Here is a 26,661-nt window from a genome sequence, read left to right as displayed (position 1 = left end):
ATCTGCAGAACACCACCAAGCAAAACGAGGAGAACGATGAAGCTGGTACGAATTGGCAGCGCCGGCGCCGAGCGGCCGGGACTGATCGATGCGCAAGGCCGCGTGCGCGATCTGTCGGCAGTGGTCGGCGATATCGACGCGCGCACGCTGGCGCCGAACGCCCTGGCCGAACTGGCGGCGCTGGACCCCACCGCCCTGCCCTTGGCCGAAGCCGAGCGTTTCGGCACGCCATGGACCGGGATCGGCAAGATCGTCGCCATCGGGCTGAACTACGCCGACCACGCGGCCGAGGCCAACATGCCGATCCCCTCTGAGCCGATCGTGTTCCTGAAGGCCACCAGTTCGCTGAACGGCCCGAACGATCCCGTGATGCTGCCGCGCGATTCGGTCAAGACCGACTGGGAGGTCGAACTCGGCGTGGTGATCGGCACGCGCGCGCAGGACGTGCCGGCGGCCTCCGCGCTCGATCACGTGGCGGGCTACTGCGTCGTCAACGACATCTCCGAGCGCGAATTCCAGATCGAGCGCGGCGGTACCTGGGACAAGGGCAAGGGCTGCGACACCTTCTGCCCGGTGGGTCCGTGGCTGGTCACGCGCGACGAGGTCCCCGATCCGCAGGCGTTGTCGCTGTGGCTCGACGTCAATGGCGAACGGATGCAAAGCGGCACCACCGCGACGATGGTGTTCGATGTCGCCACGCTGGTCAGCTACGTCAGCCGCTTCATGACGCTGCATCCCGGCGACCTGATCTGCACGGGCACGCCGCCGGGCGTCGGCATGGGCCTCAAGCCGCCGCGTTTTCTGCGGGCGGGCGACACCATGCGGCTCGGCATCGAGGGATTGGGCGAGCAGACGCAGCGCGTGCTGCCCTACTCGCGCTCGGTGTGATGGCGCACTGAACGGGCGCTGCATAGGCGCTGAACAGGCGCCGAACGGGAGGGGACTCTGATCCCATCGAGGCGATCGAGTTCCCCCAACCCTGCGCGCGTCATGGTGGACCGTACCCCGTTAGCAACAGTTCTGAAAACAAATGCGGCGCAAAGAGCGAATCGCATAGGCACTCGCGATCCTAAGTGGAATACTGTGCTTCATGGACTAAGCCAGTACGAGCGCCGTCATGTCAGAAGTTGATCCCCCCATTCTTGTGTCCCGCCTCGGAGCCGATCTCACCCCGGCTTATTGCGAGTTGTCCGATACCCTGGACAGCCGCGCCGAACTCGAGGCGATTCGCCGCACCATCCACCAACACCCCGAACTCGGATTCGAAGAGCACCGCACCGCCGAACTGGTGGCGCAGCGCCTCGAGCGCTGGGGCTATGCGGTGACACGCGGGGTCGGCGGCACGGGCGTGGTCGGCACGCTGCGCAACGGCGACAGCGGGCGCAGCGTCGGCATCCGCGCCGACATGGACGCGCTGCCGATTCTGGAATCGACCGGCCTGCCGTATGCCAGCGTCCATTGCGGCAAGATGCACGCGTGCGGCCACGACGGCCATACCGCGATCCTGCTGGGCGCCGCACGCCAGCTGGCGCGGACGCGCAATTTCGACGGCACCGTCCATCTGATCTTCCAGCCCGCCGAGGAAATCGGCGCGGGCGCCAGCGGCGCGCAGCGGATGCTGGCCGACGGCCTGTTCGAACGCTTCCCCTGCGATGCGATCTTCGGCCTGCACAACCATCCGGGTGTGCCGGCCGGCACCTTCATGTTCCGCGCCGGTCCGATGATGGCGGCCTGCGATACCGTAACGATTACGATTCGCGGCAAGGGCGGCCATGCCGCGCGGCCGCACCAGTCGATCGATCCGATCCTGGTCGCCGGCAGCCTGGTGATGGCACTGCAGACCATCGTGTCGCGCAATATCGATCCGAACGAAACCGCGGTGGTCACGATTGGCTCGCTGCATGCCGGCCACGCGCCCAACGTGATTCCCGAAAGCGCCAAGCTCGAATTGAGCGTCCGTTCGTTCAGCCCCGAGGTGCGCACCACGCTCGAATCCCGCATCCGCCAGCTGGTGACCTCGCACGTCGAGGGCTATGGCGCCGCGGTCGATCTCGATTACCGCCCGGGCTATCCGGTGGTGGTCAACAGCGAAGCCGAGACCGAGTTCGCGCGCCAGGTCGCCGAGGAGCTGGTCGGGCCGGACAAGGTCGTGGGCCAGATTCCGCTGATCTCGGGCAGCGAGGACTTCGCCTATTTCCTGCAACAGCGCCCCGGCTGCTTCGTGCGCCTGGGCAATGGCGCCGGCCGTCCGCTGCTGCATAACCCCGCCTACGATTTCAACGACGACAACCTGACCGTGGGCGCGGCGTACTGGACGCGACTGGTCGAGCGCTATCTGGCCGCCTGACCGGCGGGCTCTCCAGGCAACTCAATCCCAAAAGGCAAACCCGCTCAGCGAAAGAACGCGCTGGGCGGTACGCCGAACTGCCGCCGGAACATCGCCGCGAACGCGCTGGGACTCTGGTAGCCCAGTTCCAGCGCTACCTCGACGACCTTGACGCCCGCCGCGAGCCGCTCCAGCGCGGCCAGCAACCGCGCCTGCTGGCGCCACTGGCCGAACGTCATGCCGGTCTCGCGTGCGAAGCGCCGCTGCACGGTCCTGCCATCGATGCCCACTCGCCGCGCCCAGTCCGCCAGCGTCATCGGCGTGTCGGGCGCTTCCAGAATCGCGGCACAGATGCGCCGCAGCGCCGGGTCCGCCGGATGCGGAAGATGCAACGGCAGCGCGGGCAGCAGCACCACCTCGTCGAGCAGCAGCTGCATCAGGCGGCCGTCGCGCGAATCGGCCGAGTAGGGCGGAACGATGTCGATCGCGGCCAGGATCAGTTCGCGCAGCAGGGGCGAGACGCCGAGCACGGTGCAGCGCGTGGGCAATCCCGCGGCCGCGTCCGGGCGGATATACGCGGTGCGCATGCGCACCTGGCCGACCATCCGGATCCAGTGATCGGTGCCGCCCGGCACCCAGATCGCCCGCGTCGGCGGCACGATCCATTGACCCTCGTCGGTTCCCACGACCATGACGCCATGCACGGCATGCAGCAGTTGCGCGTGCGGATGCCGGTGGCGCGTGGTCAGATGGCCCGGCTGATAGTCGGCGGCCATCGCGGCCACCGGCATCGGGCCGCGGTCGTAGGCCATGTAGCGCGGCCGCGGCGAGGGCGGGGCGTCGGGTCGGGCGTCGGGTTGGTGGTCGGGTGGGGAAGCGGCATCGGCCATCTGGATCGATATCCCGAATGTGGCGAAAGCGTGGCGCATAGAGCGTGGAATAGGGCCATTATCTGTCCGTTTCGAGATGGTTGTAGTCTCAATCTCGCAGGACAGGCGCCAACACAAGGAATAGCATCACCGTGTTCGCGCGCGTGCGGCCTCGCTGCCGTGTTGCTCCCGCGTCTTGCCGACGACTTCCCAACCGCGCCCGAACGCTCCCAAGAAAAGTCCAACCAGAGACCTTTGCCATGGCTTCGCGAATCGATTCCCTGTCTGCCGAATTGGGCAATGTGCCCGATGCCGCCGTGACACCGGCCGCGCCCGCTGCGCCGGCCACGCCGAGCGCGGCCGCTGCCGGCGCCGGCGAACGCACCGGCTTCCGCGTGCTGTCCGCCATCAGCTTCGCCCACATGCTCAACGACATGATCCAGTCGTTGATCCTGGCGATCTATCCGATGCTCAAGGGCGGCTTCAACCTGAGCTTCGTGCAGATCGGCCTGCTGACGCTGACGTACCAGATCACCGCCTCGCTGCTGCAGCCGCTGGTCGGCCTGTACACCGACAAGCATCCGAAGCCGCATTCGCTGGCGGTTGGCATGGGATTCACGCTGGCGGGATTGCTGCTGTTGTCGATTGCGCCGAGCTATGGCGTGCTGCTGGTCGCCGCGGCGCTGGTCGGCACCGGCTCGTCGATCTTCCATCCGGAATCGTCGCGCGTGGCGCGCATGGCCTCGGGCGGGCGCCATGGGCTGGCGCAGTCGATCTTCCAGGTCGGCGGCAATGTCGGCAGCGCGGCCGGACCGCTGCTGGCGGCCGTGGTGGTGCACACGCAGGGCAGCATCGCCTGGCTGTCGCTGGCGGCCCTGCTGGCGATCGCGGTGCTGTGGCGCGTGGGCGGCTGGTATGGCCAGCGCCTCGCCGAGCATGCCCGCGCCGCGCGCAAGGCGATGGCCAGCGCGCCGCGGCTGCCGGGCCGTACCGTGGCGCGCGCCATGGCCGTGCTGATGGTGCTGCTGTTCTCGAAGTATTTCTATATGGCGTCGCTGGGCACCTACTACACCTTCTACCTGATGGAGCGCTTCGGCGTGCCGCAGCGCTCGGCCCAGCTCTATCTGTTCGCCTTCCTGTTCGCCGTCGCGGTCGGCACCATCCTCGGCGGCCCGATCGGCGACCGCATCGGCCGCAAGCGCGTGATCTGGTTCTCGATCCTCGGCGTCGCCCCGTTCACGCTGATGCTGCCCCATGCCGACCTGTTCTGGACCGCCGCGCTGTCGCTGGTGATCGGCTTCATCCTGGCCTCGGCGTTCTCCGCGATCCTGGTGTTCGCGCAGGAACTGATCCCGGGCAAGGTCGGCATGGTGTCGGGCCTGTTCTTCGGCCTGGCCTTCGGCATGGGCGGCATCGGTGCCGCGGTGCTCGGCGGGGTCGCCGACGCGCACGGCATCGAGACGGTCTACCGCTGGTGTGCCTACTTGCCGCTGCTCGGCGTGCTGGCCGTGTTCCTGCCGGAAACCCGCACGCGCGCCTCGTAGTCCGGATCGAGGCGCGACAGCAGGGCGGTCGCGGCGGCCGGCGCGCGCTCCTTGTCGCCGTTGATGAAGAAGACGAAGACGTCGCGGCGGCTTGCCGGGGCGTCGTTGTCCTCGACCCGCGGCAGCCCCTGCGGCGCCTCGCCGCGCGCCCACGCCTGGGCATGCTCGACCCACGCGTCGAGCAATTTCGGCGCGTAGCCGTACTTGAGCTTGGCGTTGCTGCGCATCAGCCGTGCGTAGACGAAGTCCCCGGTCACATCCGCGAACGAGGGGAATTTCTCGGCATCGGTGAAGACCGTCGCCACCTTGTAGCGGCGGGCCAGCGCCAGGAACTCGGGGCAGGCAAAGCTGGCGTGGCGCACTTCGACCACATGGCGCAACCCGATGCCGTCGGCTTCCTGCGGCAGCAAGGCGAGAAAGGCCTCGAAATCCTCGGGATCGAACACCTTGCTCGGCGCGAACTGCCAGACGATCGGCCCGAGCTTGACGCCCAGTTCGGTAATACCGCTGTCGATGAAGCGCTCGACCGACTCCCCGGCCTCCGCCAGCACCCGGCGGTTGGTCGCATAACGCGACGCCTTGACCGAGAAAACGAAATCGTCGGGGGTCTGCTCCTTCCACTTGATGAAGGACGCGCGTTTCTGCGTGCCGTGGTAGGTGCTGTTGATCTCGATCGCGGTCAGCCGCCGGCTGGCGAACTCGAGTTCGCGCGCCTGCGTCAGGTCCTCCGGGTAGAACGTGCCGCGCCAGGGGGCATAGGTCCAGCCGCCGATGCCGACGCGGATGGCGCCGGCCTGAGTCGATGCATTCGCTGCCATGACGATCCTCCTCCGATTTAGCGATTCACTCCGATGGCGTGATCGCGGGGTACTTGGCGGCATTGAGCGCGATCTTGTCGCGCACCGCGGCGTCGAGATCGACCTCCAGCACACTGGCCAGCTCGACCAGGTAGATCAGGATGTCGGCCAGCTCCTGCCGCACATGCTCGCGCTCGTCCGTCGCCATCACGGTGTGGGACTGCTGCTCCGTCTTCCACTGAAAGATCTCCACCAGCTCGGCCACCTCGACGCTCAGGGCCATCGACAGGTTTTTCGGCGAGTGGTACCGCGCCCAATCCCGGGCGCGGATGAAGTCGTTCAGCACCTGTTGCAAACGCTCTGTTTCAATCAGCTTCATCTGCGTCCTTGCCCACGGCAGGTTGTTCGGTGGGCTACTTTACCGTGCCTGCCTCCGGCGCTGCCCGCTGCGCCGCCGGCTCGTCCGCTGACTTGTCCGCTGACTCGCCCGCTGACTCCTCCACCGGCCCGGCCGGCTCGTTGGCGAGCACGTCGGCCGCCCATTGCGCAAAGGCCTCGCCGCGCGACGAGCCCAGCCGCACGCCGACCAGCAGCACCGCGTCGAGCGCGTAGCAGGTCGGGCCGGGCGCCACGCCATCGTCGCGCTGGGCCTCCTTGCGGATCGAAGCAGAACCGAGCCGGCGCCCGCAGAAGGCGGCCTTCAATTGCCTGGCGACATCCTGCTCCGAGGTCCGGTACAGGGCCGCCATATTGTCGAGCGTCATCCACAGCTTGCCGTCGAGCACCCGGCAGGCGATGCGCGTCAACGAGTCCTCGGTCTGGTAGTAGCGCCGGTCGGCGCCGTCGGCGTTGGCATTGTCTGTCATGGTCGATGTCCCATGGTCTCCGGCGTTGAAGAACGATGTGGAGACGCAAGGTATCGCTTTCCGAAGGAGTGCACGTACAGCTGGCGCCGATCGGGCGACGCTTTTTAGTGAATTTCGCGTGAAAGCTAATGCTGCCTGCGCCCGGGAAAAACGCGAGCGAAATGGAATCGCAACGGCACCGGAAGGGAGCGGGCGAGGGGAGGGGAGGGAACCGCCGGGAAAAGGCTGGGAAGAAAAAAAGCCAACTACCAAAGGAAGGATGACGTGCGACCCAACGAGGAGCTGGGGTTGGTAGCTGGCTCCCGCAAGCGTTGACGGGCGAACCGACAAACGCGATCGTAGGTGCATCGGCCGGCCGGTTCTGTAGAAAAGCGCGCCGGGCTTTAACAGTCCGCGAGCCGCTCAGGCCACCTCCTGTCCGCTATCGATGTTTCGCCCCAGGAACAGCCCGCACATACACGGCAAAACGCAACTACGGTTGCGAAGCATCGCCCCGGCATTCGAGGACTCTCTGCCGCGGGCAAGTCGATCGCAGACCATCGATGTGCTCGTTGAGGTTTGGTGGAATGCGCTGCCACATGGGATCGAGGATGAAGTCGATTCCTTCGCGCCTGGCCTGCTTTGCCGCCGGCACGAAGTCGGCGTCGCCCGCTATCAGCACGATCTGGTCAACCTGCTTCTTGAACGCCAACGAGGACACATCGACGCCGATTCGCATGTCGACGCCTTTTTGGCGGATATCGACCATTACATCGTCGGGCGTCAGCTCGGCCATCTGCATCTTGCCGGCCAACAGGTCGGCGACCCTGGACGCCTTGATGGTCCATTGGCTGTAGGTGGAAAGATGCCCGAGCCGCAGTGCGACCTTGCGCATGCCTCGCAGATGCTCATGGAGCTGAAGCCGGAAAGCAGCCTCGGCCGACTTGGCGAAGTCGACAATTCGCTTGTTGATCGGGTTGTGCATCTTCTTTGTCAGCGGCGGACAGTCGTAGAAGAAGATGCGATACAACTCGCGACGATCCAGCCGCCGTCTCTGGCGATCCGGGAATGCATCGCCTCCAGTGCCGTTTCGACGTGGTGACAGATGGGCACATGCCCATCGATGGGCGCACTCCGCCGCCCGGCGCGCGTCATGGGCGTTCTGCGGCTCGATTGCCCGAAAGCGCTTGATGAAGAAGGCGCCGTCGATAAGGATGGCTGTCGGCATGCTGACTCCTGCGGCCTGCGTTGCTACGCCAGAATGAAAAAAGCCCAGGGGTTCGGCGCGCTGCTGGATGATTGCAACGGCTTACTGCCAAGGGCTGGATGCAGGCGAATCTAGCATTGGCCAGGGTCCGGGGCAACAGCACCCGGGATGCCTGTCAGTGAAAAAAAGAAAGCGCCCGAAGGCGCTTTCCTTGTCCTGCCGGCTGCCGCGCCTTCAGCGCGCGGTGCCGTTCTGCGGCGTCGGCGCCGCGGCCACCGGGCCGGTTTCCGACAGCCCGCCGCCCAGCGCGCGATACAGGTCGATCGCGTTGTTCAGCCGCAGCTGCCGCGCCTGGATCAGCGCCTGCTCGGCGGTGAACAGCTGCCGCTGCGCGTCCAGTGCCTCGATCTGCCCGGTGATGCCGCTGCGGAAGCGCAGATTGGCCAGTTCGAAGCGCGCCGCCTCGGCGTTGCGCACCTGCTCCTGGCTGCTGACCTGCTCTTCCAGCGTGCCGCGCGCGACCAGCGCGTCGGCCACCTCGCGGAAGGCCACCTGGATGGTCTTCTCGTAGTTGGCCACCTGGATGTTCTTGCGCACGTTGGCCAGATCCAAGTTCGACATGTTGCGGCCGAAGTCGAAGATCGGCAGCACCAGTTGCGGCGCGAACGACCACGCCTTGGTGCCGGCCTCGAACAGACCCGAGAAGTCGCGGCTCATGCTGCCGAGCGTGCCGGTCAGCGTGATGCGCGGGAAGAACGCGGCGCGGGCGGCGCCGATATTCGCGTTGGCCGACAGCAGTTCCTGTTCGGCCTGGCGGATATCGGGACGCTGCTCGAGCAGGTCCGAAGGCAGTCCCGGCGGGATGTCGGTGACGAAGCGTTCCTCCGACAGCGTGCGCGGCGGCGGCAGGTTCGGGATCGAACCGAGCGGCGTGCCGACCAGCACCTCCAGCGCGTTGCGTGCCTGCGCGCGCTGGCGCGCCAGCTCGGCGGCCGAGACGCGAGCCTGGGCCACCAGCGACTCGTTGTCGCGCAGGTCCAGCGCCGAGGTGGCGCCGGCCTCGAAACGCTGCTGCGCCAGGCGGAAGGTTTCCTCGCGGGTCTTCAGCGTGTTCTGCGCGATCGCGTACTGCTCGTCGTAGGCGCGCTCGGCCAGATAGGCCTTGGCGACTTCCGACACCAGCGAGATCTGCGCGGCGCGGCGCGCTTCCTCGGTGGCGAAGTACTGCGCCAGCGCGGCATTGGACAGGCTTCGCACGCGGCCGAAGAAATCGAGCTCGTACGAGGTGATCGCGCCGCCGGCCTGCCAGTACTCGGCGATATAGCCTTGGCCCAGCGGCGAGGCGGCGCCCGAGACCTGCTGGCGCGTGTAGCCGCCGGTCGCGTTGACGGTCGGCAGCAGGTCGGAGCGCTGCACCTGGTACAGCGCACGCGCTTCCTCGATGCGCAGCGCGGCGGTGCGCAGGTCGCGGTTGTTGTCCAGCGCGGTCGCGATCATCGCCTGCAGGCGCGGATCGCGGAAGAACTCGCGCCAGCCGATGTCGGCCGCGCGGCGGCTCTCGCCGGTCTTCACCTCGGACTGGCCGTAGCCTTCCGGCGCGGCCGGGAAGTCGGTTGCCACCGGCGCGGCCGGACGCTCATACCGCGGCGCCAGGGTGCAGCCGGACAGCACGCCGGCCACCAGCAGCAGCGCGGTCAGTGTTTTCGTCATGTCAGATTTCCTCCTTCGGGTCCAGCCACTTCTGGTCCAGCATGCGCTGACGCTCGCTGCCCTTGAAGCGTTTGCGGATCACCACGAAGAACACGGGCACCAGGAAGATCGCCAGCAGCGTCGCCGTGATCATCCCGCCCATCACGCCGGTACCGATGGCGCGCTGGCTGCCCGAACCGGCGCCGGTCGAGATCGCCAGCGGCAGCACGCCCAGGATGAACGCGAACGACGTCATCAGGATCGGCCGGAAGCGCAGGTGCACCGCCTCGAGCGTCGCGTCGATCAGCCCGCGTCCCTGCGCCTGCAGGTCCTTGGCGAATTCCACGATCAGAATCGCGTTCTTCGCCGACAGGCCGATGGTGGCGATCAGGCCCACCTTGAAGTAGACGTCGTTCGGCATGCCGCGCAGCGTCACGCCCAGCAGCGCGCCGAGCACGCCCAGCGGCACCACCAGCAGCACCGCGGCCGGGATCGACCAGCTCTCGTACAGCGCGGCCAGGCACAGGAACACGATGATCAGCGACAGCGTGTACAGCATCGGTTCCTGCGCGCCGGCCAGGCGCTCTTCGTACGACTGGCCCGACCACTCGAAGCCGAAGCCCGGCGGCAGCTTGGCGAACATCTCTTCCATCGCCGCCATCGCCTCGCCGGTACTGCGGCCCGGCGCGGCCTGGCCGGCCAGCTTGACGGCGGGCAGCCCGTTGTAGCGCTCCAGGCGCGGCGAGCCCATGATCCACTTCGACGTCGCGAACGCCGCGAAGGCCACCATGTCGCCGTTGCTGTTGCGCACGCGCAGCTTGGTCAGGTCGTCCGGCAGACGGCGGTCCGCCCCTTCGGCCTGGGCGATCACGCGGCGCACGCGGCCTTCGTAGATGAAGTCGTTGACGTACGAGGAGCCGAACGCGATCGACAGCGTGGAGTTGATGTCGGCGATCGACACGCCCAGCGCGCGCGCCTTCTCGCGATCGATGTCGATCTGCAGCTGCGGCGCGTCTTCCTGGCCTTCCGGACGCACGCCGGCCAGCACCGGATTCTGCGCGGCCATGCCGAGCATCATGTTGCGCGCTTCCATCAGCTTGGCGTGGCCTTGGCCCGAGCGGTCCTGCAGGCGGAAGTCGAAGCCCGACGAGTTGCCCAGTTCCGGAATCGCCGGCGGGTTCAGCGGGAAGATGATCGCGTCCTTGATGAACGACAGCGCGCCGAACGCCCGGCCGACCAGGGCCTGCGCGGTTTCGTCCGAGCCGCTGCGCTCCTTCCAGTCCTTGAGCCGCACGAAGGCGATACCGCCGTTCTGGCCGCGGCCGAAGAACGAGAAGCCCGCCACCGTGATCATCTGGTCGACGATCTTGCTTTCCTTCTGCAGGTAGTAGTCCTCGATCTGCTTGAGCACGCCGAGAGTGCGCTCCTGCGTCGCGCCATTGGGCAGCTGCACCACGGTGATGGTGTAGCCCTGGTCCTCGTCAGGCAGGAACGACGACGGCAGGCGCTGGAACAGCAGCACGACCGCGACGATGATCACGCCGTACAGGATCAGGTAGCGGCCGGTGCGGCCCAGGATGCGCGCCACCATGCTCTGGTAGCCCGTCGCCGCGCGCGCGAAGCTGCGGTTGAACCAGCCGAAGAAGCCCTTCTTCTCGTGGTGATGGCCCGCCTCGACCGGCTTGAGCAGCGTCGCGCACAGTGCCGGCGTCAGCGTCAGCGCCATCAGGGCCGAGAACGCCATCGAGGCGATCAGCGACAGCGAGAACTGGCGATAGATGTTGCCCACCGAACCGGCGAAGAACGCCATCGGGATGAACACCGCGGTCAGCACCAGCGTGATGCCGACGATGGCGCCGGTGATCTGGCCCATCGCCTTGCGGGTCGCCTCGCGTGGAGACAGCCCTTCCTCGCTCATGATCCGCTCGACGTTCTCGACCACCACGATCGCGTCGTCCACCAGAATACCGATGGCCAGCACCATGCCGAACATCGTCAGCACGTTGATCGAGAAGCCGAACGCCAGCAGCATGCCGAACGTACCCAGCAGCGCGACCGGCACCACCAGCGTCGGGATGATCGTGGCGCGGAAGTTCTGCAGGAACAGGTACATCACCAGGAACACCAGCACGATCGCTTCGAGCAGGGTCTTGACCACTTCCTCGATCGAGATCTTGACGAAGGCCGAGGTGTCGTACGGAACGGTGTACTCGTAGTCCGCCGGGAAGAACTTCGACAGCTCCTCCATCTTCGCGCGCACCGCGGTGGCGGTGGACAGCGCGTTGGCGGTCGGCGCCAGCTTGATGGCGATGGCGGCCGACTGCTTGCCGTTGGTACGGGCGACGGTCGAATAGTCGGCGCCGCCCAGTTCCACGCGGCCGACGTCGCGGATGCGCACCTGCGAGCCGTCCGGATTCACGCGCAACAGGATGTTGGCGAATTCCTCGGGCGTCGACAGCCGGCTCTGCGTGGTCACCGTGGCGTTCAGCTCGGTGCCGCGCGGCGACGGCGTGCCGCCCAGCTCGCCGACGGCGACCTGGATGTTCTGCTCGGAGATCGCCGCGGTGACGTCCAGCGGGGTCAGGTTGTAGCCGGTCAGCTTGGCCGGATCCAGCCACACCCGCATCGCGTACTCGGTACCGAACAGGTCGGCCTGGCCGACGCCGGGCACACGGCGGATCGAGTCCAGCACGCTGGCCGATACGTAGTTGCCCAGCTCGATCGCGCTGGCATTGCCGGACTTGGACGTCACGGTCAGGAACATCATGTAGTTGTTCCCGGCCTTCTCGACGCGCACGCCCTGCTGGCGCACTTCCGCCGGCAGACGCGCCTCGACCCGCTTCAGGCGGTTCTGCACCTCGACCGAATTCAGGTCGACGTTGGTACCCGGCTGGAAGGCGATGGTGATGGTCGCCAGGCCGGTCGACTCACTGGTCGACTGGTAGTACATCAGCCCGGGCGCGCCATTGAGCTCCTGCTCGATCACCGAGGTGACCGAGTCTTCGAGCGTCTTGGCGGAGGCGCCGGGGTAGGTCGCCGTGACCGAGATGGTCGGCGGCGCGATATTGGGATACTGCGCGATCGGCAACTGCATGATCGACAATATCCCGCCCAGCACGATGATCAGCGCGATCACCCACGCGAACACCGGCCGGTCGATGAAAAACTTGGCCATGAGGCTGGCTCCCTGTGTATTCCGCTATCTGCTTGCGCTTGACTTGCGCTTACCGCTGGTCCCGTTGCCGGAGCCGTGCTCAGCCCTGCTTGGCCTGGGCCGCCGAAGCGGCCGCCGGCGCCGAAGCGCCGCCCTGGCCGGCCGCAGCCGCCGCGCCGCTGGCGCCGCCTGCCGGGGCCTGCGCCTGGAACGGCACGGCCTTGGCCGGCGCACCCGGCTTGACCTTCTGCAGGCCCTCGACGATCACCTTCTCGCCGCCCTTCAGGCCTTCGGTGACGATCCAGCGGTCCCCGATCGCCGCGCCGGCCTTGACCGGCACCGCGGCGACGTTGCCGTCCGCGCCGACCACCATCACCGCGGCGCCCTGGGCGTTGCGGATCAGCGCGCGTTGCGGCACGGTCAGCGCGTTCTCGTCGACACCCTGCTCGACCCGCACCCGCACGTAGGTGCCCGACAGCAGCTCGCGCCGCGGATTCGGGAACTGCGCGCGCAGCGTGATCGCGCCGGTGCTCGGGTCGACCGTCATGTCCGAGAACAGCAGCTTGCCGGTCTCGCTGTATTCGGTGCCGTCCTCCAGGAACAGCCGCACCTTGGCGCCGCCGTCGACGCCCTTGATGGCGCCCGACTCGATGCCGCGGCGCAGCCGCATCACTTCGGTGGCGGGCTGGGTGAAGGTCACCCAGATCGGATCGACCTGCTCGACCAGCGCCAGGCGGGTCGCCTCGCCGTTGCCGACCAGCGCGCCCTCGGTTACCAGCGCACGGCCGGCACGGCCGGAGATCGGCGCGGTGACCGTGGTATAGCCCAGGTTGATCTGGGCCGTGGTGACCGCGGCCTTGGCCGAGGCGATCTCGGCGCTGGCTTGGCCCGCGGCGGCGACGGCCTCGTCATATTCCTGCTTGCTGACCGCGTTGACCGCCACCAGCGGCTTGTAGCGCTCGGCCTTCTGCCGCGCGGCGACCGCGTTGGCCTCGGCGCGCGCCAGGCTCGCCTTGGCCGACGCCAGCTGGGCCTGGTACGGCGCCGGGTCGATCTTGAACATCACCTGGCCGGCCTTGACCTCGCCGCCCTCACGGTAGTTGCGCGACAGCACGATACCTTCGACCCGCGCCCGCACTTCGGCGGTACGTACGCCTTCGAGACGGCCCGGCAGCTCGTTGACGACCGGTACCGCCGTCGGCGTCACCGTCACCACGCCCACCTCGGGCGGCGGCATCGCGCCGCCCTGCGGGGCGTCGTTGCCGCAGGCGGACAGCGTCAGAACCGTCAGCGCAGCGGTAACGGCAAGCAAACTCGAACGTTGGGACTTCCTCATCGATAACCCCGTGATGGCAATTTGAGATCGGCCGGATACGCCAAACGCCGGCCCAGAGCTAAGGGGCCGGCGTGGACGTCCTGTGCGGCAGAACCCCACGACGGACCGTCGTGGAGAAAAAGAACAATACTAGCCACAAACCGCAATGGTGCCGTATGGATTGCGACAGATGGTCGCGTATGCGTCACAACATGCAGCCCGCAGGACCCGAATGGTCAAGGTCTCTTGGTAGAAAGATGCGCGGGGCTGGTCCAAATTGTGGCTAGCGCGTAGTATATATACATTCAAGCATGTATGTAAGAGAAATATTGCACCGCAAGGATGGCCTGTCTCTTGCCCGTCCCCTTTTGCAGTCGGGCATCGCCCGCATATGCGGGTGTGACCCGGATCGGTTAGCATGCCGCCCGTCGCACCGCAGCAAAACAGAGGCAGGAAGTCCAGTGGTATCGCAGTTTCGTGACGGATTCGTTTCTTTCGTGGCTGGCCGGCGACCGCGCGCCGCCGCCCCGATCCCGGGCGAAGCCGTCCCATTTGTCCCCACCGCCCACTGAAGACACCGCTTATGGCCAGACGTACCAAGGAAGAAGCCCTCGAGACGCGACATCGCATCCTCGACGCGGCCGAGGCCGTGTTCCATGCGCGTGGGGTGGCCCGGCCCTCGCTGGCCGATATCGCCGAAGCCGCCGGCGTGACCCGGGGCGCCATCTACTGGCATTTCAAGAACAAGAGCGATCTGTTCGCCGCCATGTGCGACCGCGTGCATCTGCCGGTCGAGGCGCTGTGCGAACCGGAGCGGATCGCCAGCCAGGAAGACCCGCTCGGCGGCATCCGCGACATCGTCGCGCTGGTGTTCCGCGAGACGGTGGTCAATCCGCAATGGCGGCGCGTGTTCGAGATCGTATTCCACAAGTGCGAGATGGTGGACGACAACGGCGCGATCCTGGAGCGCCAGCGCCAGTCGCACGAGCAGGGGCTGCTGAAGATGCGCGAGCACCTGCGCCTCGCGGTCGAGCGCGGCCAGCTGTCGGCCGACCTCGACCTGGACCTGGCGGTCAACGCCTTCCATGCCGCCATCGGCGGCGTGCTGGCCCACTGGCTGTTCGCGCCGGGCGACTTCGACCTGAATGCCGACGCGGAACGGCTCGCCGATGTCTTCGTCGACACGCTGCGCCTCGCGCCCTCGCTGCGCAAGGGCTATGTGCCGCGGCCGATGGCCAAGCTGGACGAGGAAATGGCGGCCTTGCGGCTCAAGGTCCAGCAGTGTTCGGGCGGCTGACGCGCCGCAGCGCATCCACCGCATCTCCCTGCATTGGCCCGCATCTACCTTCGTGCGGACCTCACCCCTTCATCGCCTCGCGCCAGCGCGCCAGGAAGGCCTGCTTGCGCAGCGTGTCCTGCGCGGCCAGCAGGCCCGGGCCGACGCTGATCGGCTTGAACGCGTAGCCCAGCCGCTCGGCCAGCGCCGCCGCGGTGTGGCCGCTCTTCGTATCGGTGCGGATCGTATAGAGCCGCGAGGCCGAGCGCGCCAGCAGCGCCTGCCCCTCGCGCGACAGCAGGAAATCCAGCCATAGCCGCGCCGCCCACGGATGCGGCGCACGGCGGGCGATGAAGGCCACGCGCGACATCACCAGCGTGTAGTCGCTCGGCGCCACCACGCCGATCGCCGCGCCGCGCTCCATCAGCGACAGCGCGTACGAACCCAGCAGGTTGTAGGCCAGCACCAGTTCGCCGCTGGCCACCGATTCGACCATGTCGGCGGTCGACGCCGACAGCCGCACGCCGGCGCGTCCCAGCGCCTGCGCCAGATACCAGAATTCGCCGCCCATGCGCGCGTCCTGCTGCGCCAGCAGATAGCCCACGCCCGAGCGCTCGATGTCGTAGGTCACCACGCGGCCGCGCCAGCGCGTTGCGTTGTCCTGCAGCAGCCGCGCCAGCGCGCTGCGGCTGCGCGGCACCGGCATGCCGTCGAAATGGCGGCGGTTGTAGACGATCACCGCCGGCTCGAAGGTGGTGCCCCAGGCTTCCTCGCGCCAGCTCGCCCAGCCCGGCAGCCCCGCGCGCTCGGGCGAGGGGTAGTGCAGCGCGTGGCCGTCGTTGACCAGCTTGATCTGCAGGTCCATCGCGGTGCTCCACAGCACGTCGGCATGGTCGGCGCGGACCGGCTGCGCGGACTCGGCAAGGAAACGCTGGTTCAGCTCGATCGTGTTCAGGTCGTGATAGGCGACCTTGACGCCGGGAAAACGCGCCTCGAAGGCATTGAGCAGCGGCCGCGCAACGTCCTCGTCGGTCGAGGCATAGACCGTGACCATGCCCTCGCGCTGGGCGCGCGCGATGATCTGGGGATAGTCGGCCGGATAGCCAGGCGGCGGGGCAGGCGGGTTCGGCGCGGGGCCGGGCGCAGTGCCGGACCCGGTGCCGGACCCCGTGCCGGTCGCCGCGAACGCGCCTTGCCAGGCCAGCGCGCCGGCGCCCGCCAGCAAGCGGCGGCGCAGCGCGGAGGGCGGGTCGCCGCGCTCGGCTGGCGCGGTCGGATCGGCGGGCATGGAGGGCGGCAGGACGGGCAAGCGGGCAGGGCGCGGACGGTGTCGCGGCAGCGCGCGGAAGCGGCAAACCGGCGCGACGGTGGAGCGGTATTATAGGCGCCCGGATCGGGCACGAGTCCACGCCCGCATGGCGACAGCGTCCGCCAAAGATACGGCGACGCCGGGCTCGCGCGGGCCGGCCTTCGTCGGCAATCCGCGGCGATTTCCGCCTCCGTCAGACATCCTATTTCCGCGTTCCAACTCCGGCAGGAGGCCGGCATGCGCATTCTGCTGGTCGAAGACGAAACCGAACTCGCGCACTGGGTGGCGCGTGCGCTGGAGCAGGGCGGCTTCGTGGTCGAGCACGTGGCCGATGGCCTGCTCGCCGACGCGCGCCTGCAGGCCGAGGAATACGACGCCGTGGTGCTGGACCTGCGCCTGCCCGGCAAGGACGGCCTGTCGGTGCTCAAGGCGATGCGCGGCCGCGACGACCGCACGCCGGTGCTGATCCTGACCGCGCAGGACACCCTCGACGAACGCGTGCGCGGCCTGAATCTCGGCGCCGACGACTACCTGCCCAAGCCCTTCGCGCTGGCCGAACTCGAGGCCCGCATCCTGGCGCTGATCCGCCGCAGCCGCGGCCGCGCCCATCCGCGCCTGCAATGCGGCGCGCTGGTATTCGACGGCGAGACGCGCAGCTTCACGCTGGACGGCGCGCCGCTGGCGCTGACCCCGCGCGAATCGACGCTGCTCGGCGCGCTGCTGGCCCGCAGCGGCCAGCCGCTGACCAAGGCGCAACTGCTCGACAAGGTGTTTTCGCTCGACGCCGACGTCAATCCCGATGCCATCGAGGTGCTAATCTACCGGCTGCGCAAGAAGCTGTCCGGCCACGGCGTGACCATCGTCACGCTGCGCGGCTTCGGCTATCTGCTCGAAGCGGAGGCCGCCGCTTGAGCGCGCCGGACGGGCCGCGGGGCGAACTTCGGGGCGATCCTCGAAGTGGTCCCCCGCGCGATCATGGCAGTGGTCACCGCAGTGATCACCGCCATGGCCATCAAAGTGGACCCCGAAGCGGTCCCCTGCGCCGCTGGTTGCGCGGCAGCCTGCGCCGCCAGCTGCTGGTGCTGCTGCTGCCGGCGCTGGCGGCGATGATGGCGCTCGACAGCTGGCTGACCTACGGCACGCTGCGCGACGCCGCCAATACCGCCTACGACCGCTCGCTGTTCGGCTCGGTGCGCGCGATCGACAACGCGATCGGCATGGCCGGCGAGACCGTGCAGCTGACGCTGCCCGACGCCGCCATGGAGATGTTCGAGACCGCGGCGCAGACGCGCGTGTTCTATCGCGTCGCGCTGGAACGCGAGGGCGCCATCGAGACCGTGACCGGCTACGACGACCTGCCGCTGCCGCGCGGCACGCTGGCCAACAACGTGCCGCGCTATTACGACGCGGTCTATCGCGACGCACCGGTGCGCATCGCCGCGATGGCACGCCCGGTCTACCGGCCCGACGCCCACATGCGCGTGATCATCCAGGTCGCCGAATCGGCCGAGCCGCGCGCGGCGCTGGTCGGCGCCGTATGGCGCAACACGCTGGCGCGCGACGCACTGCTGATCGTGGCGAGCGCGCTGATCCTGGTGGGCGGCGTGACCTTCGTGCTGCGCCCGCTCAAGCGCGTGCGCGACGATGTCGAAGCGCGCACGCCGGACGACCTGACGCCACTCGCGGTCGGCCCGGTACCGGCCGAGGTGCGGCCGCTGGTCGATGCGGTCAACCGGCACGTGTCGCGCTCGGCGGCGATGGCGCAGGCCCAGGCGCAGTTCATCGCCGATGCCGCGCACCAGCTGCGCACGCCGCTGGCAATCCTGAAGACGCAGGCGGAGTTCGCCCGCCGTCAGCTCGACGGCAGCGGGGACGGGGACGCGGCCCCCGCGCGCGAGGCGGTCGACGGCATCGTGTCGCAGCTGGAACAGGCCTCGCGCCTGGCCAACCAGTTGCTGGCGCTGGCGCGGGTACGCCAGCACGAGGCGCAGGCCGCCGAGGCGGGCCAAGCGGGCGGCCAAGCGGCCGTGCCCGACACCGTGATCGACGCCGCCGCCGTGGCCGGCCAGGTCGCGCTCGACTATCTGCCGCTGGCGCGCGCCAAGCAGCAGGACTTCGGCTGGGAGGACGGCGGCGGCCAGCCGCTGCCGGTGCGCGCCGACGCGGCGCTGCTGCGCGAGGCGCTGGCCAACCTGGTCCACAACGCGATCCAGTATTCGCCGCGCGGCAGCCGTATCACGCTGTCGGCCGCGCGCGAGCGCGACAGCGCCTGCCTCGCGGTCGAGGACGACGGCCCCGGCATTCCGGCCGAGGAACGCGAGCAGGTGTTCGCGCGGTTCTATCGCCGCGTCGGCCACGACGAGCCCGGCTCGGGCCTGGGCCTGGCGATCTCGCGCGAGATGGCGGCGCGCTTCGGCGGCAGCGTGACGCTGCACGAGGCCCGCCAGGGGCGGGGACTGCGGGCCGAGTTGCGGCTGCCGCTGGTGGGCGATACGTAGGCGGAGGCAGCGGGCCGACGCGTTGGGCGAACGCGGCGGGCGGACGCTTGCGCCGAACGCAGGAAGCCGGCACGGCAAGCCGACGCAACGAGCGGGCACTACCCGCCCGACACCCCGCCGGCACCGGCTCGCCGCCTCCACCCGATCCGCGTAAACCCCAGTCCAAAAGCTGTCGTTTTGACAGCTTATTGACAGTTTCCGGCTCCTAGAATCGCCGCCATGGCCGTACAAGCGGCCACTGAACGATAAAACCACGATATCGCAAGCAGGAGACGCCATGCGCCGCACCCTCGTCCGACTTCCCCGCCTTTTCCAATTTGCCCTGATCGGCGCCGCCGTGGCGGCCGGCCCGGCCTTCGCCGTCGACACCGCCAAGTTCATGATCGGCGCCAACCCCGGCGGCGGCTGGGACCAGGCCGGGCGCACGCTGGGCGCCGCGATGGTGTCCGCCGGCGTGGCCAAGTCGGCCTCGTACGACAACCGCGGCGGCGCGGGCGGCACCATCGGCCTGACCCAGTTCGTCAACACCGACAAGGGCAATCCCAACGCGCTGCTGGTCACCGGCGCGGTGATGGTCGGCGCGATCGAGACCAACAAGCCGCCGGTCACGCTGAAGAACGCCACCCCGGTGGCGCGGCTGTTCACCGACACGATGGTGATCACCGTGCCGGCCAGCTCGCCGATCAAGTCGATCAAGGACCTGACCGCGCAGCTCAAGGCCAATCCGGGCAGCGTCAGCTGGGGCGGTGGCTCCAAGGGTTCGATCGACCATATCCTGGCGGGCCTGATCGCCAAGGACATCGGCGTCGATCCGAAGCGCATCAACTACGTGCCCTTCCAGGGCGGCGGCGAGGCCTCGGCCTCGGTGCTGGGCGGCCACGTGACGGCCGGCATCGCCGGCGTGTCCGAGTTCCTGCCCTTCATCAAGAGCGGCAAGATGCGCGCGCTGGCGGTGACCTCGAAGGACCGCGTCGCCGATATCCCGACGCTGAAGGAGCAGGGCATCAACGTCGAGATCTACAACTGGCGCGGCGTCTATGGCGCGCCGGGCATCACCCCCGAGCAGCGCAAGGCGCTGATCGACGCGGTGGTCAAGGCGACCGAATCGCCGTCGTGGAAGCAGGCGCTGGCCAAGAACGACTGGACGCCGTTCCTGCTGACCGGCGACGAGTTCGGCAAGTTCGTGGACGCCGAATCGGCCCGCCTGGGCGCGATGCTGCGCGAACTGGGCGTGGCCAAGTAAGGCCGTCGCGGCCTCGGGGATTTTTCGCCTTCCCCGCCTTGCGCGCCTTTCCTGTCGACCCGGTCCATTCGGCCGTTCCGGCCCTTCCGCCCTACCGGCCGATCTGGACCTGACAGCTGCCCCGGCGCCGCGGCCTCCCGGACCGCGGCCCGTTCGTTTTCCGCCCCGCCGGATGCGCACCCCGCATCCGGCCTCGATCCGGAGCCCATCGTGAAACCTTCCCACACTGCCATCGGCATCGTCGTGCTGTTGCTGTCGGCCTGCTTCTTCGCCGGCCTGGGCGGCATCTCGGGCGAATCCGGCTACGCCGGCCTGTCGCCGCGTTTCGTTCCCACGCTGGTCGGCGTGGGCCTGGCCATCTGCGGCGCGCTGCTGACCTGGCAGGGCGTGCGCGGCGGCTTTCGGGCGATGCCCGAGGAGGACGCCGAGCTGCCGTCGCAGCCGCACAGCCTGCGCGGCCTGTTGTGGGTTGCCGCCGGCCTGCTGCTGAACATGGCGCTGATCGGCACGCTGGGCTTCGTGCTGGCGTCCACGCTGCTGATGGTCTGCGTCGCGCGCGGCTACGGCAGCCGCCGCGTCGTCCGCGACGCGCTGATCGGGCTGGCGATCACGGTGCCGATGTGGTTGCTGTTCGATTTCCTGCTCGGCATCAACCTGCCGCTGCTGCCGATCGTCGGCCTGTAAATCGCGGCCTCTAAATCGCGGGCCTGCAAGGCCGGAGACACGCAAATGGATACGCTGAATCAACTGATGAACGGCTTTGCCGTCGCCATCACGCCGCTGAACCTGATGTGGGCCCTGGTCGGCTGCTTCCTGGGCACCGCGATCGGCGTGCTGCCCGGCATCGGCCCGGCGCTGACGGTGGCGATGCTGCTGCCGCTGACCGCCAAGGTCGAGCCGACCGCGGCGCTGATCATGTTCGCCGGCATCTACTACGGGGCGATGTACGGCGGCTCGACCACCTCGATCCTGATGAACACGCCGGGCGAGTCGTCGACGATGATCACCGCGATGGAAGGCAACCTGATGGCCAAGCGCGGCCGTGCCGGTCCGGCGCTGGCCACCGCGGCGATCGGCTCCTTCGTCGCCGGCACCATCGCCACCGTGCTGCTGTCGCTGTTCGCGCCGGTCGCGGCCGACGTCGCGCTGCAGTTCGGTCCGGGCGAGTACTTCATGATCATGCTGCTGGCCTTCACCACGGTGTCGGCCGTGCTGGGCTCCTCGCTGCTGCGCGGCATGACCAGCCTGTTCCTGGGCCTGGGCATCGGCCTGATCGGCATGGACTCGCTGTCGGGCCAGACCCGCTACACGCTGGGCATCCAGGAGCTGTACGACGGCATCGACATCGTCGTCGTCGCGGTCGGCCTGTTCGCGGTCGGCGAGGCGCTGTTCAACGCCTTCTTCCCGCAGCCGGAGGGCACCTTCAACAAGGTCGGGCAGGTGATGATGTCGCGCTCGGACTGGAAGCGTTCGATCCCGGCCTGGCTGCGCGGCACCTTCATCGGCTTTCCGTTCGGGCTGATTCCGGCGGGCGGCGCCGAGATCCCGACCTTCCTGTCGTATGCCAGCGAGAAGAAGCTGAGCAAGCATCCTGAGGAATTCGGCAAGGGCGCGATCGAGGGCGTGGCCGGGCCCGAAGCGGCCAACAACGCCGCGGTAACCGCCACGCTGGCGCCGCTGCTGACGCTGGGCATCCCGACCTCGAACACCACGGCGATCATGCTGGCGGCGTTCCAGAACTACAACCTGCAGCCCGGTCCGATGCTGTTCCAGACCTCGGGCGACCTGGTCTGGGGCCTGCTCGCCTCGCTCTATATCGGCAACGTGATGCTGCTGGTGCTGAACCTGCCGGCGATCGGCCTGTGGGTCCGCATGCTGCGCATCCCGACGCCGCTGCTCTATGGCGGCATCCTGATCTTCGCGGGTCTGGGTGCCTACGGCATCCGCCAGTCGGCCTTCGACCTGCTGCTGCTGTTCCTGATCGGCCTGCTCGGCATGGCGATGCGCCGCTTCGACTTCCCGACCGCGCCGGTGATCGTCGGCATGATCCTCGGGCCGATGGCCGAGAAGCAGCTGCGCAACGCGCTGTCGATCAGCCAGGGCGACTGGACGATGTTCCTGCGCCATCCGATCTCGGCCTCGATCCTGGCGCTGACGGTGGCGGTCGTCGTGGTCCCGCGCCTGCTGCGCTGGCTGTCGCGGCGTTCGGCGATGCGGGGCGTGGCCGACGCGGCCAATTGATCGGCGCGGGGGCAGGGGTCGCGCGGCATCAGGCGTGGCATCGGGCGCGACATGAAGCGGCGACATGAAGCGGTGACATGAAGCGCGACATCCCGCGCCACAATGCGCGACAATGCGCGTGACGCCACAAGGCCCGGGGCTCCCGGGCCTTGTCGTTTGCCTGCTCTCCTCTCACCATAAGAAAGCGGCGGCGCCCTGCGCCAGCCTGCCACCGCCATGCGATCCGTACTCTCCCGTTGGCGTCCGACGCTGCTGACGCTGCTGCTTGGACTGGCCGCCGCCCTGCTGTGCGAATGGCTGCGCACGCCGCTGCCCTGGATGATCGGCCCGCTGCTGGCCGTGGCCGCCGCCCGCATGATGGGCGCCGACCTGCGCGCGCCATCGCAGGCCCGCAACGCCGGCCAATGGGCCATCGGTACCTCGCTGGGGCTCTACTTCACGCCCGACGTGGTGGCCAAGCTGGTCGAGTTCTCGCCCTACGTGATCGCCGGCTCGCTGTTCGCGCTGGTGCTCGGCACCGCCGGCGCGCTGATGCTGCGCCGGACCACCGGGGTCGCCTTCAAGACCGCGTTCTTCTCCACCGCGATCGGCGGCGCCTCGGAGATGGCCAATCTTGCCGAGCGCAACGGCGCGCGCATCGATCAGGTCGCGGCCGCGCATTCGCTGCGCGTGTTATTGGTGGTAGTAATCGTGCCTGCGCTTTTTCAGTATGGTGGTATTCATGGCCTCGATACCTATATCCCGGGACCGCGCACCGTCGATGCGCTCGGGCTGGCCGCGCTGATCGCCATCACGGTGGCCTTCGCGCTGCTGATGAACCGGCTGAACCTGCCCAACCCCTTCGTCATCGGCACGCTGATCGCCGCCGCGGTGCTGACCGCCTCGGGCATCGAGCTGTCCGCGATCCCCACCTCGATGAGCCATGCCGGCCAGCTGCTGATCGGCGTCTCGCTCGGCGTGCGTTTCTCGCGCGAATTCCTGCATACCGCGCCGCGCTTCCTCGGCGGCGTGGCGCTGTACACGCTGGTCGCGCTGGTGATATCGGCGCTGTTCGGCTGGGGACTGGCGGCGCTGTCCGGCGCGCATCCGGCCACCGTGATCCTCGGTACCACGCCGGGCGGCATCGCCGAGATGTGCATCACCGCCAAGGTGCTCGAGCTCGGCGTGCCGCTGGTCACGGCCTTCCACGTGATCCGGATGGCCTTCGTGGTGCTGTGTACCGGCCCCCTGTATCATTGGCTGAAACATCGCGCCGCCCCGGAGGAGACCGAGTAGCCGGGCGGCCAGGACAACCGAGGACCACCGACGGGCCGCCATGCCAGAGACGACGCTTGCCATCGCCGACATCGACGCCATCCTGGAGCGCGTGCTGGCGCCCTGGGTCCGCCAGCTGAACCTGCGCGCCGAGCGCGTCGACGCCGACAGCGTCACGCTGCGGCTGCCCTTCGATCCTTCCCTTCGCCACGCCGGCGGCGTGGTCTGCGGCCAGGTGCTGATGTCCGCGGCCGACACCGCGATGATCGTCGCGATCTCCAGCGCGCTCGGCGGCTTCCGACCGATGACCACCGTCAGCCTGACCACCAATTTCATGCGCCCCGTGATCGAGGGCGACATGCTGGTGCAGGCCACCGTGCTGCGGCTGGGCAAGACCGTCGTGTTCGGGGAGATCGCGCTGCGCGGCCCCGACGGCAAGCTGGCCGTGCAGGCAACCACCACCTACGCGCTGCTATGACGGGGTCGGCCGCCCGCCCGGACATGGCCACCGACGCCAGCACCGCGCCGTCGCGCACGCCGTCGCGCGCGCCGCAGTACGGCGGGCCCTTCGAGCAGGTGGTCTTCGCCGGCGGCGGCAATCGCTGCTGGTGGCAGGCGGGCTGGTGGGACACCGTCGCCCCCGAGCTCGGGCTGCGCCCGCGCGTGATCGCCGGCATCTCGGCCGGTGCTGCCACCGCCTGCATGATTTACACGCACGAGTCGCGGCAGGTGATGGACTACTACCGCGGCGTGCTGGCCGGCAACAAGCGCAACGTCTACTGGCGCAACCTGCTCGGCAACCAGCGCGTGTTTCCGCATTACGGCATCTACCGGGCGGCCCTGCTGTCGATCCTGGGGGACGGCCGCCTGGAGCGGCTGCAGGCGGCGCCCGAGATCCGCGTCGGCGTCGCCCACATTCCGCGCTGGTGCGGACCGCGGCTGGCGGTGATGGCGGGACTGCTGGCCTACAACATCGACAAGCATCTGCTCAAGACGCTGCATCCGCGGCTGGGCCGCACGCTGGGCTTTCATCCCGAGTTCGTGCGGGCCCAGGACTGCGCCACGCCGGAGCAGCTGGCAGACCTTTTGCTGCAATCGTCGTGCACGCCGCCGTTCACGCCCGTGTTGCGGCGCGATGGCCGCGCGGTGCTCGACGGCGGCCTGGTCGACAACGTGCCGGTCGACGCGCTGGACGCCGCGCCCGGCGACGTGCTGGTGCTGATGACCCGGCTGTATCCGCGCCCGCGCCGTTTCGTGATGGAGTGGAACGGCCAGCGGCGCCTGTATGTGCAACCGTCGCGGCGGGTGCCGATCTCGAGCTGGGATTACACGCGCCCGGAAGGCATGACGCTGGCCTACGACCTGGGCCGGCGCGATGGCGAAACCTTCCTGCGCGAATGGACGGCGCAGGCGCCAGCGGATCTGGCGCCGGCCTCGTAGCGCGGGAGCGGCGCAGCGGCTGCTCCCTTCGGTGTTCTTGCGGAATTCTCGCGGCCGGCGCGCCGCGGCAGGAGGCATAGATGACGAAGCGGCAAGCTGGCAACGACAACGAACGCAAGCGCGCAAGCAAGGTATCGGCCGAACCCCGGATGGAGCGCGTGCCGCGCGGCAAGGGCAACGCCGGCGCCGGCCGCGCGCGCCAGGCCGACTTCGTCGTGATCGGCGGCGGCTCGGCCGGCGTGGCCGCGGCGATGCGGGCGGCCTCGCACGGCGCCAGCGTGATCCTGGTGGAGCGCGAGCAGATCGGCGGCACCTGCGTGAACCGCGGCTGCATTCCCAAGAAGATGCTGCACTACGGCGCGACCTGGGCCGCGATCCTGTCGGGCTGCCTGTCGCATACCGGCGGACGCGAGGACTGGAACGACGCCATCGTTCGCGTCAAGGCCGAGATGGCGCGGCTGCACGCCAGCTATACGCAGCGGCTGCAGGAAGCCGGCGTGCAGGTGCTGCGCGGCGAGGCGATGGTCACCGCGGCGGGCGAGGTACGGGTCGGCGGCGACACGCTGCAGGCGCGCCGCATCCTGATCGCTACCGGTTCGCGGCCGGCACCGCTGCCCGTGCCCGGCGGCGAGCTGGCCAGCACCTCCGACGACGTGTTCCAGTGGAACGGCGTGCCGGCCTCGCTGGTGGTGATCGGCGGCGGCTATATCGCGGTCGAGATGGCATCGATCCTGTCGCGCTACGGCGTCAAGGTCGACATGCTGGTGCGCGAGTCGCGGCTGCTGGAAAACTTCGACGAGGACATCGCGCTCGCGCTGGCCGAGGCCCTGACAGCCAAGGGCGTGCGGCTGCATCTGAATACCGACGTGACGCTGCTCGACCAGGCCAACGGCGCGATCGAGGTCTGCTACCGGCAGGTGGAGGAGGGCGCGATCAGCGGAAGCGGCAGCAGCGGCAGCAGCAGCGGAAGCGGCGGGAACGGTGGCAAGAACGGCAAGGGCAGGGAACGGATCCACAGCGTGCGCGCGCAGGCGGCGCTGGCCGCGATCGGGCGCGAACCCAATCTCGACGGGCTGGGCCTCGAGGCGCTGGGCGTGGCGCCCGGACAGCGCGGCCTGCGCGTGGACCGGCAGTTCCGCACCAGCGTGCGCGGCATCCATGCGATCGGCGACGTCACCGAAGGACCGCAGCTGACGCCGGTGGCCACCGCGCAGGGCCGCTGGCTGGCCGACCGGCTGTTCGGCCGGCGCGGCGAGCGCGCCGACTTCGACGTGATTCCCACCGCGGTGTTCTGTGAGCCCGCGATCGGCAGCGTCGGACTGACCGAAGCGGCGGCGATCGAAGCCGCCGGCAAGCCGGAACGCATCGGCACGCGCATCAAGCGCTTCGTCTCGCTGGAGAACCGCTTCGCCGGCAACACGATGCCGTCGGTGATGAAGGTGGTTTACAACGCGCGCAGCGGGCGCGTGCTCGGCGTGCATCTGCTCGACAACGCCGCGCCCGAGATCGCGCAGTCGATCGCGGTCGCGCTGCGGCTGGGCGTGCGGCTGTCGCATCTGGAGACGACGATGCAGCTGCACCCGACGGTCGCCGAGGAGCTGTTCGGCTGAGTCGCCACAGATCCGCGGCACTGCGGGTTTGCGCCCGGCCGCTC

At 68.6% G+C, this 26,661-nt stretch carries 22 protein-coding genes; 13 read left to right on the top strand and 9 right to left on the bottom strand.

The window, feature by feature from the left end:
- Positions 1–36: 36 nt before the first annotated feature.
- Positions 37–888 (top strand): fumarylacetoacetate hydrolase family protein, encoded by an 852-nt coding sequence (locus tag F1599_RS11620; protein ID WP_150083202.1) that lies wholly within the window; start codon positions 37–39, stop codon positions 886–888.
- A 229-nt stretch (positions 889–1,117) separates the two neighbouring features.
- On the top strand, positions 1,118–2,347 hold the full coding sequence (locus F1599_RS11615; protein WP_149317399.1) for a M20 aminoacylase family protein: 1,230 nt from the start codon (positions 1,118–1,120) through the stop codon (positions 2,345–2,347).
- A 44-nt stretch (positions 2,348–2,391) separates the two neighbouring features.
- Here the strand turns inward: F1599_RS11615 and F1599_RS11610 are convergent, their stop codons facing one another.
- Entirely contained in the window at positions 2,392–3,138 is a 747-nt protein-coding gene (locus F1599_RS11610; RefSeq protein WP_395895476.1) for an AraC family transcriptional regulator, read from the bottom strand.
- A gap of 317 nt (positions 3,139–3,455) precedes the next feature.
- Here F1599_RS11610 and F1599_RS11605 point away from each other — a divergent pair, with 317 nt between their 5' ends.
- Positions 3,456–4,739, top strand: a complete 1,284-nt coding sequence (locus F1599_RS11605) for an MFS transporter (RefSeq protein WP_149317401.1) — start codon at positions 3,456–3,458, stop codon at positions 4,737–4,739.
- On the opposite strand, the gene F1599_RS11600 is transcribed toward F1599_RS11605, so the two are convergent.
- The 7 genes from F1599_RS11600 to F1599_RS11570 form a co-directional block, all read right to left on the bottom strand.
- Entirely contained in the window at positions 4,676–5,557 is an 882-nt protein-coding gene (locus F1599_RS11600; RefSeq protein ID WP_150083201.1) for a DUF72 domain-containing protein, read from the bottom strand. The genes F1599_RS11605 and F1599_RS11600 overlap by 64 nt on opposite strands.
- Before the next feature lie 25 nt (positions 5,558–5,582).
- Positions 5,583–5,915: a nucleotide pyrophosphohydrolase gene (locus F1599_RS11595; protein WP_149317403.1), complete on the bottom strand. Its 333-nt coding sequence runs from the start codon at positions 5,913–5,915 to the stop codon at positions 5,583–5,585.
- 34 nt (positions 5,916–5,949) lie between these two features.
- Complete coding sequence (locus F1599_RS11590; RefSeq protein ID WP_149317404.1) at positions 5,950–6,402, bottom strand: hypothetical protein; 453 nt, start codon at positions 6,400–6,402, stop codon at positions 5,950–5,952.
- Between the two features lie 472 nt (positions 6,403–6,874).
- Positions 6,875–7,609 (bottom strand): NYN domain-containing protein, encoded by a 735-nt coding sequence (locus F1599_RS11585; protein WP_150083200.1) that lies wholly within the window; start codon positions 7,607–7,609, stop codon positions 6,875–6,877.
- A gap of 213 nt (positions 7,610–7,822) precedes the next feature.
- The gene (locus tag F1599_RS11580) at positions 7,823–9,298 is read right to left on the bottom strand and encodes an efflux transporter outer membrane subunit (protein WP_149317405.1); all 1,476 of its coding nucleotides are present in this window, start codon (positions 9,296–9,298) and stop codon (positions 7,823–7,825) included.
- Between the two features lies 1 nt (position 9,299).
- Positions 9,300–12,452 carry an efflux RND transporter permease subunit gene (locus F1599_RS11575; RefSeq protein ID WP_149317406.1) on the bottom strand — a complete coding sequence of 1,051 codons (3,153 nt, stop codon included), beginning with the start codon at positions 12,450–12,452 and terminating at the stop codon, positions 9,300–9,302.
- 79 nt (positions 12,453–12,531) lie between these two features.
- A complete protein-coding gene (locus F1599_RS11570; protein WP_149317407.1) occupies positions 12,532–13,767 on the bottom strand; it encodes an efflux RND transporter periplasmic adaptor subunit in 1,236 nt (411 codons plus the stop codon).
- Between the two features lie 562 nt (positions 13,768–14,329).
- Between F1599_RS11570 and F1599_RS11565 the strand changes: the two genes are divergently transcribed.
- On the top strand, positions 14,330–15,043 hold the full coding sequence (locus F1599_RS11565) for a TetR family transcriptional regulator (RefSeq protein ID WP_149317408.1): 714 nt from the start codon (positions 14,330–14,332) through the stop codon (positions 15,041–15,043).
- Between the two features lie 61 nt (positions 15,044–15,104).
- On the opposite strand, the gene F1599_RS11560 is transcribed toward F1599_RS11565, so the two are convergent.
- Positions 15,105–16,310, bottom strand: a complete 1,206-nt coding sequence (locus F1599_RS11560) for an ABC transporter substrate-binding protein (RefSeq protein ID WP_149317409.1) — start codon at positions 16,308–16,310, stop codon at positions 15,105–15,107.
- Positions 16,311–16,568: 258 nt separating this feature from the next.
- Here F1599_RS11560 and F1599_RS11555 point away from each other — a divergent pair, with 258 nt between their 5' ends.
- From F1599_RS11555 to F1599_RS11515, 9 genes are all read left to right on the top strand, one after another.
- A complete protein-coding gene (locus F1599_RS11555; protein ID WP_149317410.1) occupies positions 16,569–17,243 on the top strand; it encodes a response regulator in 675 nt (224 codons plus the stop codon).
- 194 nt (positions 17,244–17,437) lie between these two features.
- Positions 17,438–18,829 carry a sensor histidine kinase gene (locus F1599_RS11550; RefSeq protein ID WP_223819602.1) on the top strand — a complete coding sequence of 464 codons (1,392 nt, stop codon included), beginning with the start codon at positions 17,438–17,440 and terminating at the stop codon, positions 18,827–18,829.
- 277 nt (positions 18,830–19,106) lie between these two features.
- Positions 19,107–20,072: a tripartite tricarboxylate transporter substrate binding protein gene (locus F1599_RS11545; RefSeq protein ID WP_149317411.1), complete on the top strand. Its 966-nt coding sequence runs from the start codon at positions 19,107–19,109 to the stop codon at positions 20,070–20,072.
- A 210-nt stretch (positions 20,073–20,282) separates the two neighbouring features.
- Positions 20,283–20,756 carry a tripartite tricarboxylate transporter TctB family protein gene (locus tag F1599_RS11540; protein WP_150083199.1) on the top strand — a complete coding sequence of 158 codons (474 nt, stop codon included), beginning with the start codon at positions 20,283–20,285 and terminating at the stop codon, positions 20,754–20,756.
- A gap of 45 nt (positions 20,757–20,801) precedes the next feature.
- On the top strand, positions 20,802–22,313 hold the full coding sequence (locus F1599_RS11535) for a tripartite tricarboxylate transporter permease (protein ID WP_149317413.1): 1,512 nt from the start codon (positions 20,802–20,804) through the stop codon (positions 22,311–22,313).
- Positions 22,314–22,529: 216 nt separating this feature from the next.
- Positions 22,530–23,588 (top strand): AbrB family transcriptional regulator, encoded by a 1,059-nt coding sequence (locus tag F1599_RS11530; protein WP_150083198.1) that lies wholly within the window; start codon positions 22,530–22,532, stop codon positions 23,586–23,588.
- 40 nt (positions 23,589–23,628) lie between these two features.
- A complete protein-coding gene (locus F1599_RS11525; protein WP_006579522.1) occupies positions 23,629–24,045 on the top strand; it encodes a PaaI family thioesterase in 417 nt (138 codons plus the stop codon).
- Positions 24,046–24,068: 23 nt separating this feature from the next.
- The gene (locus F1599_RS11520) at positions 24,069–25,007 is read left to right on the top strand and encodes a patatin-like phospholipase family protein (protein ID WP_395895546.1); all 939 of its coding nucleotides are present in this window, start codon (positions 24,069–24,071) and stop codon (positions 25,005–25,007) included.
- 80 nt (positions 25,008–25,087) lie between these two features.
- Positions 25,088–26,617 carry a dihydrolipoyl dehydrogenase family protein gene (locus F1599_RS11515; RefSeq protein WP_150083197.1) on the top strand — a complete coding sequence of 510 codons (1,530 nt, stop codon included), beginning with the start codon at positions 25,088–25,090 and terminating at the stop codon, positions 26,615–26,617.
- Positions 26,618–26,661 lie beyond the last annotated feature (44 nt).

It is taken from the genome of Cupriavidus cauae (assembly GCF_008632125.1).
GTDB lineage: Bacteria > Pseudomonadota > Gammaproteobacteria > Burkholderiales > Burkholderiaceae > Cupriavidus > Cupriavidus cauae.
This window is presented reverse-complemented; position numbering and strand designations above follow the sequence as displayed.

Coding starts and splice junctions, on each gene's coding strand:
- F1599_RS11620 (WP_150083202.1), top strand. CDS start 37: ATGAAGCTGGTACGAATTGGCAGCGCCGGCGCCGAGCGGCCGGGACTG.
- F1599_RS11615 (WP_149317399.1), top strand. CDS start 1,118: ATGTCAGAAGTTGATCCCCCCATTCTTGTGTCCCGCCTCGGAGCCGAT.
- F1599_RS11610 (WP_395895476.1), bottom strand. CDS start 3,138: ATGGCCTACGACCGCGGCCCGATGCCGGTGGCCGCGATGGCCGCCGAC.
- F1599_RS11605 (WP_149317401.1), top strand. CDS start 3,456: ATGGCTTCGCGAATCGATTCCCTGTCTGCCGAATTGGGCAATGTGCCC.
- F1599_RS11600 (WP_150083201.1), bottom strand. CDS start 5,557: ATGGCAGCGAATGCATCGACTCAGGCCGGCGCCATCCGCGTCGGCATC.
- F1599_RS11595 (WP_149317403.1), bottom strand. CDS start 5,915: ATGAAGCTGATTGAAACAGAGCGTTTGCAACAGGTGCTGAACGACTTC.
- F1599_RS11590 (WP_149317404.1), bottom strand. CDS start 6,402: ATGACAGACAATGCCAACGCCGACGGCGCCGACCGGCGCTACTACCAG.
- F1599_RS11585 (WP_150083200.1), bottom strand. CDS start 7,609: ATGCCGACAGCCATCCTTATCGACGGCGCCTTCTTCATCAAGCGCTTT.
- F1599_RS11580 (WP_149317405.1), bottom strand. CDS start 9,298: ATGACGAAAACACTGACCGCGCTGCTGCTGGTGGCCGGCGTGCTGTCC.
- F1599_RS11575 (WP_149317406.1), bottom strand. CDS start 12,452: ATGGCCAAGTTTTTCATCGACCGGCCGGTGTTCGCGTGGGTGATCGCG.
- F1599_RS11570 (WP_149317407.1), bottom strand. CDS start 13,767: ATGAGGAAGTCCCAACGTTCGAGTTTGCTTGCCGTTACCGCTGCGCTG.
- F1599_RS11565 (WP_149317408.1), top strand. CDS start 14,330: ATGGCCAGACGTACCAAGGAAGAAGCCCTCGAGACGCGACATCGCATC.
- F1599_RS11560 (WP_149317409.1), bottom strand. CDS start 16,310: ATGCCCGCCGATCCGACCGCGCCAGCCGAGCGCGGCGACCCGCCCTCC.
- F1599_RS11555 (WP_149317410.1), top strand. CDS start 16,569: ATGCGCATTCTGCTGGTCGAAGACGAAACCGAACTCGCGCACTGGGTG.
- F1599_RS11550 (WP_223819602.1), top strand. CDS start 17,438: ATGATGGCGCTCGACAGCTGGCTGACCTACGGCACGCTGCGCGACGCC.
- F1599_RS11545 (WP_149317411.1), top strand. CDS start 19,107: ATGCGCCGCACCCTCGTCCGACTTCCCCGCCTTTTCCAATTTGCCCTG.
- F1599_RS11535 (WP_149317413.1), top strand. CDS start 20,802: ATGGATACGCTGAATCAACTGATGAACGGCTTTGCCGTCGCCATCACG.
- F1599_RS11530 (WP_150083198.1), top strand. CDS start 22,530: ATGCGATCCGTACTCTCCCGTTGGCGTCCGACGCTGCTGACGCTGCTG.
- F1599_RS11525 (WP_006579522.1), top strand. CDS start 23,629: ATGCCAGAGACGACGCTTGCCATCGCCGACATCGACGCCATCCTGGAG.
- F1599_RS11520 (WP_395895546.1), top strand. CDS start 24,069: ATGGCCACCGACGCCAGCACCGCGCCGTCGCGCACGCCGTCGCGCGCG.
- F1599_RS11515 (WP_150083197.1), top strand. CDS start 25,088: ATGACGAAGCGGCAAGCTGGCAACGACAACGAACGCAAGCGCGCAAGC.